The sequence below is a fragment of the Sphingomonas trueperi genome, assembly GCF_011927635.1.
In the GTDB taxonomy this organism is placed as follows: Bacteria; Pseudomonadota; Alphaproteobacteria; order Sphingomonadales; family Sphingomonadaceae; genus Sphingomonas; species Sphingomonas trueperi.
The window spans coordinates 265,749-278,218 of the sequence record NZ_JAATJB010000003.1; the positions used below are offsets into that span (position 1 = coordinate 265,749).

General features: G+C 68.9%; 13 protein-coding genes and 1 tRNA gene. 9 read left to right on the forward strand and 5 right to left on the reverse strand.

The window, feature by feature from the left end; translation table 11 throughout:
- The first annotated feature begins 185 nt into the window (after nt 1-185).
- Complete coding sequence (gene greA / locus GGR89_RS07025; protein WP_121079359.1) at nt 186-662, forward strand: transcription elongation factor GreA; 477 nt, start codon at nt 186-188, stop codon at nt 660-662.
- Nucleotides 663-670: 8 nt separating this feature from the next.
- Entirely contained in the window at nt 671-1,297 is a 627-nt protein-coding gene (locus tag GGR89_RS07030; RefSeq protein ID WP_125974497.1) for a rhomboid family intramembrane serine protease, read from the forward strand.
- A 140-nt stretch (nt 1,298-1,437) separates the two neighbouring features.
- Here GGR89_RS07030 and GGR89_RS07035 read toward each other — a convergent pair whose 3' ends face one another.
- From GGR89_RS07035 to GGR89_RS07045, 3 genes are read right to left on the reverse strand one after another with little or no spacing between them, the layout of a single operon-like run.
- Complete coding sequence (locus tag GGR89_RS07035) at nt 1,438-3,255, reverse strand: DUF885 domain-containing protein (RefSeq protein ID WP_125974523.1); 1,818 nt, start codon at nt 3,253-3,255, stop codon at nt 1,438-1,440.
- Nucleotides 3,256-3,275: 20 nt separating this feature from the next.
- Nucleotides 3,276-3,734 carry an NfeD family protein gene (locus GGR89_RS07040; protein ID WP_245201603.1) on the reverse strand — a complete coding sequence of 153 codons (459 nt, stop codon included), beginning with the start codon at nt 3,732-3,734 and terminating at the stop codon, nt 3,276-3,278.
- Nucleotides 3,735-3,741: 7 nt separating this feature from the next.
- Complete coding sequence (locus tag GGR89_RS07045) at nt 3,742-4,725, reverse strand: SPFH domain-containing protein (protein WP_167712800.1); 984 nt, start codon at nt 4,723-4,725, stop codon at nt 3,742-3,744.
- Between the two features lie 51 nt (nt 4,726-4,776).
- Here GGR89_RS07045 and GGR89_RS07050 point away from each other — a divergent pair, with 51 nt between their 5' ends.
- The 3 genes from GGR89_RS07050 (at nt 4,777) to guaB (ending at nt 7,578) form a co-directional block, all read left to right on the forward strand.
- Complete coding sequence (locus GGR89_RS07050; protein ID WP_125974495.1) at nt 4,777-5,595, forward strand: HpcH/HpaI aldolase/citrate lyase family protein; 819 nt, start codon at nt 4,777-4,779, stop codon at nt 5,593-5,595.
- A gap of 49 nt (nt 5,596-5,644) precedes the next feature.
- The gene (locus GGR89_RS07055) at nt 5,645-6,043 is read left to right on the forward strand and encodes a hypothetical protein (protein ID WP_125974493.1); all 399 of its coding nucleotides are present in this window, start codon (nt 5,645-5,647) and stop codon (nt 6,041-6,043) included.
- 77 nt (nt 6,044-6,120) lie between these two features.
- Nucleotides 6,121-7,578 carry an IMP dehydrogenase gene (gene guaB, locus GGR89_RS07060; RefSeq protein ID WP_125974491.1) on the forward strand — a complete coding sequence of 486 codons (1,458 nt, stop codon included), beginning with the start codon at nt 6,121-6,123 and terminating at the stop codon, nt 7,576-7,578.
- A gap of 98 nt (nt 7,579-7,676) precedes the next feature.
- Here guaB and GGR89_RS07065 read toward each other — a convergent pair whose 3' ends face one another.
- Nucleotides 7,677-9,356 (reverse strand): sensor domain-containing diguanylate cyclase, encoded by a 1,680-nt coding sequence (locus GGR89_RS07065; RefSeq protein ID WP_241217877.1) that lies wholly within the window; start codon nt 9,354-9,356, stop codon nt 7,677-7,679.
- 194 nt (nt 9,357-9,550) lie between these two features.
- On the opposite strand from GGR89_RS07065, the gene GGR89_RS07070 reads away from it, so the two are divergent.
- Together GGR89_RS07070 and GGR89_RS07075 are read left to right on the forward strand one after the other, a co-directional pair.
- Entirely contained in the window at nt 9,551-10,738 is a 1,188-nt protein-coding gene (locus GGR89_RS07070) for an RsmB/NOP family class I SAM-dependent RNA methyltransferase (RefSeq protein WP_125974487.1), read from the forward strand.
- Nucleotides 10,739-10,767: 29 nt separating this feature from the next.
- Nucleotides 10,768-11,280 carry a tetratricopeptide repeat protein gene (locus GGR89_RS07075; RefSeq protein WP_125974519.1) on the forward strand — a complete coding sequence of 171 codons (513 nt, stop codon included), beginning with the start codon at nt 10,768-10,770 and terminating at the stop codon, nt 11,278-11,280.
- 6 nt (nt 11,281-11,286) lie between these two features.
- Here GGR89_RS07075 and GGR89_RS07080 read toward each other — a convergent pair whose 3' ends face one another.
- Nucleotides 11,287-11,784 (reverse strand): hypothetical protein, encoded by a 498-nt coding sequence (locus tag GGR89_RS07080; RefSeq protein ID WP_125974485.1) that lies wholly within the window; start codon nt 11,782-11,784, stop codon nt 11,287-11,289.
- A gap of 83 nt (nt 11,785-11,867) precedes the next feature.
- Between GGR89_RS07080 and GGR89_RS07085 the strand changes: the two genes are divergently transcribed.
- Both GGR89_RS07085 and GGR89_RS22245 read left to right on the forward strand, forming a co-directional pair.
- Nucleotides 11,868-11,944: transfer RNA gene (locus tag GGR89_RS07085), tRNA-Arg, on the forward strand.
- A 249-nt stretch (nt 11,945-12,193) separates the two neighbouring features.
- Nucleotides 12,194-12,463 (forward strand): hypothetical protein, encoded by a 270-nt coding sequence (locus tag GGR89_RS22245; protein ID WP_241213342.1) that lies wholly within the window; start codon nt 12,194-12,196, stop codon nt 12,461-12,463.
- Nucleotides 12,464-12,470: the final 7 nt, after the last annotated feature.

Sequence of the window (12,470 nt, forward strand, 5' to 3'; positions counted from 1 at the left end):
GGAGGAGGGGCTAAAGGTTGAGCACCAAACCAAATCTTGCGTTTTCCTCCCCCCGCCTTGATGTTTTTCGTCCCGCATCTTAATATTCGCGTTCGCACAATGGATTTCCCCAACCGATGTAAGTGTGCGAACGTCGTTTTCGGGCGACGGTCGGTACCGGGGGCGTATTGAAGGACAAGGGCGTTATGGCGACCGTCGAGAAGATGCCGATGCTGGCGGAAGGCTATCAGAAGCTCAGCGAGGAGCTGAAGCGGCTGAAGGCCGAGCGGCCGTTGATCGTGGATGCGATCGAGGAAGCGCGCGCCCATGGCGATCTCTCCGAAAACGCCGAATATCACGCCGCCAAGGAGCGCCAGGGCCAGGTGGAGGCGACCATCGCCGACATCGAGGACAAGCTGAGCCGCGCCCAGATCATCGATCCCAAGGAGCTTTCGGGCGACAAGGTCGTGTTCGGCGCGACGGTGACGCTGCTCGACGAGGACGACAAGCCGGTGACCTACCAGATCGTCGGCCAGACCGAGGCGGATGCGAGCAAGGGCCGCATCTCGTACAACTCGCCGATCGGCCGCGCGCTGATCGGCCGCAAGGTCGACGAAGAGGTCGAGGTGTCGGTGCCGGCGGGCGACCGCTATTATCTGGTCTCGAAGGTCGAGTTCATCTGAGGCCTGCGATGCCGAAGCTCAGCGCCACGACGGTGATCGTCGCCGTCACGGTGGCGATGAGCCTGATCGCCAATTTCGCGCCCAATGCGGCGCAGATCCAATATGCGGCGGGGTTCATTCCGGCGCGGCTTTCGGGCGGGCTGATCCTCTCGGGACCGGTGGTGCCGGTGTGGCTCACGCCGCTCAGCTCGGCGCTGATCCATGGCGGGCTGTTCCATCTCGGCATGAACATGCTGATGCTTGCCTTTACCGGCCGCGAGGCCGAGCGGGCGATCGGCGCCAAGGGGCTGGTGACGCTCTATCTGATCGGCGCCTATGTCGCGTGCGGGGCGCAGTGGCTGGCCGGGCCGATGTCGACCGCGCCGATGATCGGCGCGAGCGGGGCGAGCTCGGCGGTGGTCGGCGCCTATTCGCTGCTCTACGGCCGCCAGCGCGCCAAGGCGATCGGGCCGATCCCCGCGCAGGTCGTCCACATCGCCTGGCTCGCCGCGGCCTGGGTGGGCGTCAACCTGCTGATGGGCTTCGCCTTCCTCCAGGGCGGCGTGACCGTCGCGATCTGGGCGCATATCGGCGGCTTCCTGATCGGCCTGGCGCTCGCCCGGCCGATGCTGCTCTGGCGCTGGCGCCACGCCTGAGGGGCGGACTGACGCAAAGCTCTTGAGCTGTCATCCCGGCGAAAGCCGGGATCCAGTCGCCTCTCGCTATCAGCAAGCGCCGCAGCGGTGACCCCAATGGATCCCGGCTTTCGCCGGGATGACCAATGGAGGGGAGGGCTTTACCCCTTCCGCTGCGCGATATGCCGGTCGATCACATGGCCGAGCACCGTCATCGGCACGTTGCCGCCGAGCAGCAGCGCGTCGTTGAAGGCGCGGAAGTCGAACCTGTCGCCGAGCGCGGTCTTGGCCTGCGTCCGCAGCCGGTTGATCGCGGTGTGGCCCACCTTGTAGCCGCAGGCCTGGCCCGGCCAGGAGCAATAGCGGTCGACCTCGCCCTGCACCTCGTCCTCGGACGAGCCGTTCGCCTCGACGAACCAGCGGATCGCCTGTTCGCGTGTCCAGCGCTTGGCATGGAGCCCGCTATCGACCACCAGCCGGCAGGCGCGGAAGCCGAGCGACTGGAGATAGCCGAGCTTCGCCGCGGGGTTCTCCGCATAGACGCCCAGTTCGTCGCCCAGCTGCTCGGCATAGAGCGCCCAGCCTTCCGAATAGGCGTTGAACTGGAGGAGCGAGCGGATCAGCGGCATCTTGAAGGTATATTCGCCCTGCCAGGCATGGCCGGGGATCGCCTCGTGATAGGCGAGATCGGGCAGGCTGAAGCGCGTCCAGATGCCGGTCGAGCGCAGATTGACCCAGAGCCGCCCGGGGACCTTGCCGTCGATCGTGCCGGGGCCGCCATAGGCGCCCGCCGCGCCTTCCTCCTCGACGATCGGGATGCGCTTCACCTCGACATTGCCGGGCACCAGCGTGTGGAACGCCTGCGGCATGCGGGTGCGCATGTCGTCGATGCTCTTCTGGAGGATCTGGATGATCTCGGCGCGGCCGGCGTCGCTTTCCGGGAAGGCGAAGCGCTTGTCGGTGGCGAGGCCCCGCATACGGGCGCCGACCGAGCCTTGCGTGTAGCCGAGCGTCTTCAGGATCGTGTCCATCTCCGCCTGCAGCTCGGCGAGCTGTGCCTTGCCCATGGCATGAACTTCGTCCGGCGACATCGTCGTGGTGGTGCCGGCGCTCAGCGCCCAGGCGTAGTAGGCGTCCCCGTCCTTGAACTTCCACACGCCCGCGTCCGAGGTGGCGCGGGCGCGCTGCTTCTCGAGCTCGGCGATCTGGCGATCGAGCGCGGGGGCGATCTGTTCGGCGGCGATCCTGGTCGCGCGGGCGTCATAGCCGCCCGGCATGGTGGCGGTGCGCTTGGCGAGCGAGGTCACCACGTCCCACTTGGCCGGATCGCCGCTGCGCGCGAGGCGGATCTGCTTGAGGCATTTGTCGAGCAGGAAGTCGGGCGCGATCACCCCGACGCTCGCCGCCTGCTGGAGCCGCGCCGTCTCGCCGTCGAGCGCGCCCGCATAGGCGACCAGCCGGTCGCAATAGGCATCGGCATCGTCGCGCGTCGCGATCTGGTGATCGCTGTCGAGCGTCTTGGGGATGTCGATATAGGCACCGACATTCTGGATCACGACATAGGGGGTGTTGCGCCAGCTCCCCACCGCGACATCGCCATAGGGAAAGGCCATGCCCTTGAGGCCGTTTTCATAGGCGGTCTGGATCACGTCGAGATGGATGCGCATTTCGGGGCTGACGGCGTTCACGTCGATCCGCGCGATCTCGGCGAGCGTCGCCTTGAGATGGGCGGCCATCTTGGCCACGCCGGCAGGGGTGCGGTCGCCGAGCTTGTGCTTGAGGGCGGCGCGCGCGCCCTTGTCGATACCGAGCCCGGTCGCACCCTCGGGGTTGAGCACCAGCAGTGCCTCGGCAGTCCGGTCGATCAGCGCCTGGGCCCCGGCTTCGGCAGGGCTGGCGGCAAGCGCGGGGCGTGCCGCGGCGGAAGTGGCCAGCAGCGCGCTCGATCCGAGCAGCACGTCGCGACGGGTGGTACGCATCAATTCGACCTCGATCATTTTCAGTTCTGGGGAAGGGTGGGAAGCGGCTCGACGCAGAGGGTCGCGCCGGTTGCGCCGGTGATCCGCACGCGGGCGCCGGCGGGGGCATCGGGCCCGCGCGCCGACCATTCGCCGTCGCCGACTCGCACGCGGCCGCCATGGTCGCTCACCGGCTCGACGACGGTGACGACCTCGCCGACCAGCCGCGCGACACGATCGTTGAGCAGCGGATCGGCGCTCTCGACCGGAAAGTCTTGATACCAGCGCCGGCCGATCAGCACCGCGACGGCCGACCAGCCGGCAAAGCCCAGCAATTGCCCGGCGAGCGGCAGGTCCGGAAACAGCAGCGTGAGGCCGCCCATGATCGCAGCGGCTACCGCCAGGAACACCAGGAACACGCCCGGCACCACCAGCTCGGCGATCCCCAGCGCGACCGCGGCGATCAACCAGAGCAGGGGCGGGTGTTGCAGCCAGTCCAACGGTGCGTCAATCCTGCTGGTCGAACGGGCCCGGGCGGCGGGCCGGGGGCGCGGGCGGGGCGGGGGGCTTGGGCGCGCCGCCGGACAGCGCATCCTTGGCGAGCTCGCCGATGCCGCCCAGCGTCCCGATCAGCTGGGTCGCCTCGACCGGGAACAGGATCGTCTTGGCATTGGGCGACGTCGCGAACTTGCCGACCGCCTCGACATATTTCTGCGCGATGAAATAGTTGAGCGACTGGGCGCTGCCGGACTCGATCGCGTCGGAGACCAGCCGGGTCGCCTCCGCCTCGGCCTGGGCGGCGCGCTCGCGGGCCTCGGCGTCGCGGAAGGCGGATTCGCGGCGGCCCTCGGCCTCCAGGATGCGCGCCTGCTTCTGCCCCTCGGCGCGCAGGATCTCGGACTGGCGGCTGCCCTCGGCTTCGAGGATGTTGGCGCGCTTCTCGCGCTCGGCCTTCATCTGGCGGCCCATCGCGTTGACGATATCGGCGGGCGGGCGAATGTCCTTGATCTCGACGCGGGTGATCTTCACGCCCCAGGGCGTGGTCGCATGGTCGACCACCGAGAGCAGCCGCGCGTTGATCTCGTCACGTTTGGACAGCGTCTCGTCCAAGTCCATCGAGCCCATCACCGTGCGCAGGTTGGTCGTGGTCAGCTGGAGCAGCGCGACATAGAGGTCCGACACCTCATAGGCGGCCTTGGCGGCATCGAGCACCTGGAAGAACACCACCCCGTCGGTGGAGATCATCGCATTGTCCTTGGTGATGATCTCCTGGCCGGGGATGTCGATCACCTGCTCCATCATGTTTACCTTGCGGCCGACACGGTAGAAAAAGGCGGGGTAGAAGTTGAAGCCGGGCGCGGCGACGGTGGTGAAGCGGCCGAAATGCTCGATCGTGTACTGATAGCCCTGGGTCACGATCTTCACGCTGGCGAGCAGGTAGAACAGCACCAGCGCCACCAGCCCGGCCAGAAACACGAAAAGCACGTCCATACGCCCCGACTCCCCTCGCAATGGGGCCTAGTGCTAGCATAGAGAAGCGCGATGACCAGCATGGCTCTCGCCCCCCGCACCGCCCTGTTCCTCCCCGCATCGAACCCGCGCGCGATCGCCAAGGCGCGGACGCTCGATTGCGACATGGTGATCCTCGACCTGGAGGATGCGGTGAAGCCCGAGGACAAGGATGCCGCGCGTGAGGCTGCGGCGGCAGCGGCGACGGAGGGCTTTGGCGAGCGGATCGCTGCCATTCGGGTGAACGGCGTCGATGCGGCGGAGCACGGGGCCGATCTCGCCGCGGCCGCGCGCTCGGCGGCGGACCTGGTCGTCGTGCCCAAGGTGGAGGATGCCGCGAGCGCCGCGCGGATCGCCGCGACGCTCGGAAAGCCGCTGCTGGCAATGATCGAAACGCCGGCCGGGGTGCTTGCCGCCGCGGCCATCGCTGCGCAGCCGTGCGTCGCCGGGCTGATCGCCGGGACCAATGACCTCAAGGCCAGCCTCGGCATCCCGTCGGCGGCGGGGCGGGGCGGGTTGTCGCTCGCGCTGCAGACCGTGGTGCTCGCGGCGCGGGCGGGGAATGGCTGGGCGCTCGACGGCGTGTTCAACGCGCTCGCCGATGGCGAGGGTCTTGCTGCCGAGTGCCGAGAGGGGCGGGCGTTGGGGTTCGACGGCAAGACGCTGATCCACCCGGGCCAGATCGCGATCGCTGCGGAAGCCTTTGGCGCGACCGCCGACGAGATCGCCGATGCGCGTGCGTTGCTCGCCGCCGCCCAGGGCGGTGCCGAACGGTTCCGCGACCGGATGATCGAGGCGATGCACGTGGCGCAAGCGCGGCTTCTTCTGCAACGTGCGGGCGAAACCGAATAAATGCTATTGCCTGCGTCCGCCGCGTCTGCGGTTCTTCTATGTCTATTGTATGGGGACTCTGCACGAGCTCGACAGGACGCTGCTCCAGGCGATCGGGGCGATCGAGGCGTTGCTCGCCTTGCCGTGCTGCGACGTGGCCGAGCTCTCCCGTATCCGCTACCAGACCGCCCGCGCCGTGGCCGCGCGCCGCCGAGCGATGGACCTGCTGTTCAACGGCGCAATGGCGGAAGGCGGTGCACGCGCCGAGGCGGTGCAGTCGCTCCGTGCCGGCAATTTCGAGATGCGGATGTTCTACACCGACCACACGATCGCCTGGCCCACCGCGCGCGCCGTGGCCGAGTGGCCGGCCTATGTCGCCGCCTCGCGCAAGCTCGCCGCGGTGATCCGGCGGCAGGTGGCGGTGGAACGCGCGCTGCTCTACCCGGAACAGCCTCGCGTCGACGCCTGACGCTGCCCCCTAGCGCATCCGCACCCTTGCGGTTACATGGGCCGCCAACATTCGACTCAAGGATTTGGCGCACCCCCATGGAAATCCCTCTCGGCCTCACGTTCGACGACGTCCTCCTCTATCCGGGCGAATCCGAAATCGTGCCGAGCATGGCGGATACGCGCACCCAGGTGACCAAGGGCCTCGCGCTCAACATCCCGATCCTCTCCTCGGCGATGGATACGGTTACCGAAACCGACATGGCGATCGTGATGGCGCAGCTCGGCGGCATCGGCGTGCTCCACCGCAACATGGAAATCGACGAGCAGGTCGAGGCGGTTCGCCTGGTCAAGCGTTTCGAAAGCGGCATGGTCGTCAACCCGATCACCATGGCGCCGACGGGCACGCTCGCCGAGGCGCAGGCACTGATGGCGCGGCATCGGATCAGCGGCATCCCGATCGTCGAGGCGGACGGCAAGCTGGTCGGCATCCTGACCAACCGCGACGTCCGCTTCGCCGAGAACCCCGCGCAGCGCGTCTCCGAGCTGATGACGCACCAGAACCTCGCCACGGTGGAGCTGGGCGTCGCGCAGGAAGAGGCGCGCCGGCTGCTCCACCAGCGCCGGATCGAGAAGCTGCTGGTGGTCGACGACGCCTATCGCTGCGTCGGGCTGATCACGGTGAAGGACATCGAGAAGGCCGTCACCTATCCGCACGCCACCAAGGACGCGACCGGCCGGCTGTGCGTCGCGGCGGCGACGACGGTGGGCGACAAGGGTTTCGCGCGCACCGAGGCGCTGGTCGATGCCGAGGTCGACCTGATCGTGATCGACACCGCGCACGGCCATAACAAGGACGTCAGCCGCGCCGTCGAGCGGGTGAAGAAGCTCTCCAACCGCGTCCAGGTGATCGCCGGCAACATCGCGACCGCCGAAGCCGCGCGCGCGCTGATCGATGCGGGCGCGGACGGCCTCAAGGTCGGCATCGGCCCGGGCTCGATCTGCACCACCCGCGTCGTCGCCGGCGTCGGCGTGCCGCAGCTCACCGCGGTGATGGACGCGGCGAACGAAGCCGCCAAGTCGGGCATCCCGGTGATCGCCGATGGCGGTATCCGCACTTCGGGCGACATCGCCAAGGCGCTGGCCGCAGGTGCCAGCGCCGCGATGATCGGCTCGCTGCTCGCGGGTACCGAGGAAGCACCGGGCGAGACCTTCCTCTACCAGGGCCGCGCCTACAAGTCGTATCGCGGCATGGGCTCGGTCGGCGCGATGGCCAAGGGCTCGGCCGATCGCTATTTCCAGCAGGACATCAAGGACCAGCTCAAGCTGGTGCCCGAGGGCATCGAGGGCCAGGTGCCGTACAAGGGCCCGGCGCGCGACGTGATCCACCAGCTGGTCGGCGGCGTGAAGGCGTCGATGGGCTATGTCGGCGCGGCGACGCTGCCGGAGTTCCAGAAGAAGGCGCGCTTCGTGCGCATCACCAATGCCGGCCTCAAGGAAAGCCACGTCCACGACGTGACGATCACCCGCGAGGCGCCCAACTACCCGACGCGCTGAGCGTTCTAGAGCGTTTTCACCTTTGGCGAAGACGCTCTAGGTTTTCGATTGCCGCATTTTCCGAGTCGTTGGCCGTAAACGGTCAACTTGAAAATGCTCTAGCCGGTCGCTGCGGGCCTTTGCCCGCTCGCGACCGGCGCCGGTACCTTGTCGGCATGGCGGACCTGGTTGCGGCCGCCGCGCTTCGCCGCGTAAAGCGCGCGGTCCGCTTCTCGATACAGCGCGGCGAAATCGACGCGGTGCCGCCCTTCGGCGACGCCGATGCTGATCGTCACGCGCCGGTCGCCGATCGCCGCGCGATGGTCGCAGGCGGCGATCGCCTCGCGTACCAGCTCGGCGAACGCGAGCGCGGGCCGGTCGGCGGCGATCGTCAACAGCGCGAACTCCTCCCCCCCGAGCCTGGCGACCACACAGCTCGGCCCCTCCCACCGTGCCAATCGCGCGGCGATCGTGCACAGCACGACGTCGCCCGCGTCATGGCCATGCTCGTCGTTGATCGCCTTGAAGCGGTCGATGTCGACCAGCAGCAGCGCGACCGACATCTGGTTGCGCGCCGCCGTGGCGATCAGCGCGTCGGCAGCTTCGAGGAAACCCCGGCGGTTGCGGATCGCCGTCAGCGGATCATGCTCGGCGAGCCGGCTGGCGCGTGCCTCGGCCGCGAGGGCGAGGTCACGTTCGGTGCGCATGCGGGCGAGCCTGCGGCTGGCCGCGAACGACAGCCACAGCGTCTGCCATGCGGAAGCGAACAGCACCAGGATCTGCGCGCCGCCGCCCCAGAACAGCGTTCCGAGATCGACCAGCTGCGTGAGGGCGAGCGCCGCCATCGGCACCGACCATGCCGCGAGCAGGTCGCGCGCCTCGACGCTGCCGCGGCGGGCGCCGACGATGAGGCACGCCAGCACTGCTCCCAGATTGCCCAGCACCGCCGCGGCGAGGGGCGAGGCGATGCTTTCGATCAGCGGTCCTCGCGCCAGCGTCGCGGGGATGCCGATCGCCGCGACGGCGATGCCGAGGGCGAGCGCGGTTGCGCGCAGCGGCCCGGGGATGCGGCCCTTCTCCAGCGCGCTGATCGCGCTCAGGGTTGCCAGCAGGATGGAGAGGGCGGACAGCGCGGTGCTGGTCTGCGCCGCCGTCGTCCCCGCCATGCCCGGCAAGAGCAGCAGGCCGAACTGCGACCAGATCGCGCCCCACAGGAAGACGGTGGCGGCCCAGGCGCCCTGCCAGCCGAGATAGGCGCGGCGCGTGCCGAGGGCGAGCGACAGATTATAGGCCGCCCCCGCCAGCAACAGCGTGAGCGCCGCGCCGACAAGCCCGCCGAGGACGGCGGTTTCGATGTCCGCCTCGCCCGCGCGCAGCAGGCGGAGCCGCAGCAGCGGGTAGCTCGCCAGCCGATCGACGCGCAGCGTGATCGACGTGAGGGCGGTCTTCTGGTCGCGCGGTGTGAAGGCGATCTGCGCACCGGGCCGCCAATGGTCTCCGAAGGCACCGGCGCGGACCTCCTGCCATTCGATGCTGCCATCGGCGTAGCGGAAGGCGACGGCGAGCCGATCGAACCGCGTCTGGTGGACGAGCAACGTCGGGGCCTCGCCGCGAATGCGGTAGCGCTGCGGGTCCAGCTGCAGCCATAGTCGTGCCGATTGGTAGCCGGAGGGGGCCGCCCCGCAGCGGAAGCGGATCGCGGCTAGTGCCCCGCTGGGCCCCTCGAGGGGCGAGACGGCATGGCAAATGCGCGAATCGAGCGGGATCGGCACCGCGAACGCTGCCCAGGGCGCGAACATCCACCCGAGCAGCCATACTCGCCACCCGCGAAGCAAGACCCACGCTGCCACGCCACGCACCGAACGCTTCCCCAAGATCCCCACTTCGCACCCCATGCGAAACCACGGATGTACAAAGGATTGCCCTGTCTGGCTATCCGTGATGACGTGCGGGTGTTTTGCATTCCGCGGGCGTTCGGCCTAGCGCTGCCGCCATGACTCCTGCCGCACGTGTACAGATGGCGATCGACCTGCTCGATCAGGTGATCGCGGCCGCGCGCAACCGCGGTGCTGCCGCCGACGTGATCCTCGCGCGCTGGTTTGCCGAGCGGCGCTTCGCCGGCGCCAAGGACCGGCGCGCGGTGCGCGCGCTCGTCTATGACGCGATCCGGCGCTGCGGCGAGGTGCCGGTGTCGGGCCGTGCCGCGATGCTGGCACTCGCGCAGACTCAGCCGGCGCTGGCGGACCTGTTCGACGGTTCGCGCTACGGCCCCGCCGCCATCGCCGCGGGCGAGCCCGTGGCGGCGCAAGGCGTTGCCCCGGCGTGGCTGGAGGCCGCGTTTGAGGCTTCCGGGCTCGATGGTGACGAGTGCGCGGCACTGCTCGACCGCGCGCCGCTCGACCTTCGGGTCAACCGGCTCAAGGCGACGCCCGAGGCCGTGGCTGCGCTGTTCGACGGCGCCGAGCGGCTCGCCTTCGCCCCCGATGCGCTACGGCTGCCCGAGGAAACGCCCGTCGATCGCACCGAGGCCTATGTCGAGGGCGCGTTCGAGGTGCAGGATGCCGGCAGCCAGCTGGTCAGCGCGCTGGCGGGCGCGGCGCCGGGCATGACGGTGATCGACCTGTGCGCCGGCGGCGGCGGCAAGACGCTGGCGCTGGCTGCGGCAATGGCGAACCAGGGCAGGATCCTCGCTTGCGACGTCGATCGGCCGCGTCTGTCGAAGCTGATGCCGCGGGCCGAGCGCGCTGGCGTGTCCATCACCGAGACGCTTCTGCTCAACCCCGCTCGGGAAGCCGAAGCGCTGGCCGATTGGCGCGAACAGGCGGATCTCGTGGTGGTCGATGCTCCCTGCTCGGGAACCGGCACCTGGCGGCGCAATCCCGAGGCGCGCTGGCGGCTGACCCCGGCGCAGCTCGAGCGCTATGTCGATACCCAGGCGCATCTGCTCGACGTCGCCGCGCGGCTGGTGCGGCCGGGCGGTGCGCTGGTGCATATCGTCTGTTCGCTGCTCGACGCCGAGGGGGCGGGACAGGTCGAGCGGTTCGTGGCGGCGCAGCCGGGCTGGGCGGCGGTGCGGCTCGATGCGCCGGCGGGGCGTCCCCGGGGCGAGGGGCTGCGGCTCACGCCGCTGCACGACACGACCGACGGGTTTTTTGTCGCGAAGCTGGTGCGGCAATGCTAGCCCGTGGCCATGGAGTTTCGGAGATGTTGATGCGGTCCACGACGATCTCGGTGGCGGCGGCGCTGCTGGTGCTGACGGTTTCGACCAGCCTGAGCGCGCAGCGGCCGGACAGCCAGCTCGAACCCCGTTCGGTCGAGCTGGTGCGCCAGGCGCGCAGTGCGCAGGCGGCGGGCAATCTCGGCGGTGCCAACGACCTGCTCGAAAGCGCGTTGGCGGTCGATCCGCGCAATCGCGAGGCGTTCGTGCTGCTCGCCGATATCGCCCGCACGCAGAACCTGCCCGGCAAGGCGATCCGCTTCTATGGCGAGGCGCTCAAGCTCGATCCCAACGACGTGATCGCGCTGCGCGGCCAGGGCGAGGCGATGGTCGCCAAGGGTGCGATGACCCGCGCCAAGGACAATCTCGCCAAGATCAAGACGATCTGCAAGACGGGCTGCGTCGACGCGACCACGCTCGCCGGGACGATCGCCAAGGGCCCGCCGCCGACGCCGACCCCGGTCGCGGCGAACGACAACACCACCAAGGACGCGGCCAAGCCCTGACCGGGCTCAGCTGGGGGCGATCGCCGCCTCCAGCGCCCGCGCGCGGCTTTCCTGGGCGGCGACGATTGCGCCCGCGCGGTCCATCGCCGCCTGGAGCGCCGGATAATCGGGCTGGCCGCCCTGGGCACGCTCGATCCGCAGCTGGTCCATGTCGGCGAGCGTCACCGCGGTGCGCGAGCGGATCCCGTCGAGCACGCTGAGCGCGGTCTGGGCATCGAGCCACGCGCTTGTGCCCGCGGCCTGGCCGCGGGCGCGCGCAACCTTCGCCTCGGCATCCTTCGCCGCCGTCTGAAACTCGCCATCGGCCGAATCGATCTTCGCCGTGAGCGCCGCAATCTGCCCATCCAGCGCCGCATCGGGCGTGGCCTGCGGAGTCGGCCGCTCGGGCTCGGTAAAGTTCAGCCCTTCGTTCGCGCGCGGCAGCAGCGAGGGATAGCGCGTGGCGGGCTGGGCGCAGCCGGCGAGCAGCGCGGCGCCAGCGGCGAGAAGGGGGAGCGATCGCATGGGCTTGCCATATGCTTGTGGAAAACTTGGTGCAACGGGGTTGCGCTCTCCGAATTCCGCCGATAAACGCTCGCCTCCACCAGGCGCCCGTAGCTCAGCTGGATAGAGCATCAGACTACGAATCTGAGGGTCGGACGTTCGAATCGTTCCGGGCGCGCCATTTCGGTTCAAAGGCGCGAACGCCTAGCACCGCCGCCTCTACGCCAGAGGCGGCGGTTAGGGTTCGGAGCAACTCACTGCGCAGGCCGCGAATCCGAACCTCCGTCTTGCTGACCACCTCGACGCGCTGCGCGACCGCCCGGATATGATCGCGGGCAAATGAGCCATCGCCCTGACGCAGCTTCTTGCGCGCCGCCATCGCAAAGGCACGCAGGCTCTCTGGCGTGATCGCAGGACCGATCTTCTCGATATGCGCCACCGCCCGCTCGGCATCGCCCCTGGCTTGATCGCGGGTTGCCGTCAGTTCGGCGATCCGATCCTTGAGCGACGAATCGCTCACGTCGATCACACCATTCTCGATCGCGTCATAGAGTCGCTTGAGCTTCGCTTCGGCCTCGGTCGCGCGGCGCTCCAGATCGGCGACATGGAGCCGCCGCTGATCCACCCATTCGTCGCGGCGTTCGAGAATCTGATCCATCATCTCTTCAAGCCGCTTCGGATCGAGCAGTCGCCACTCTAGATGCCCG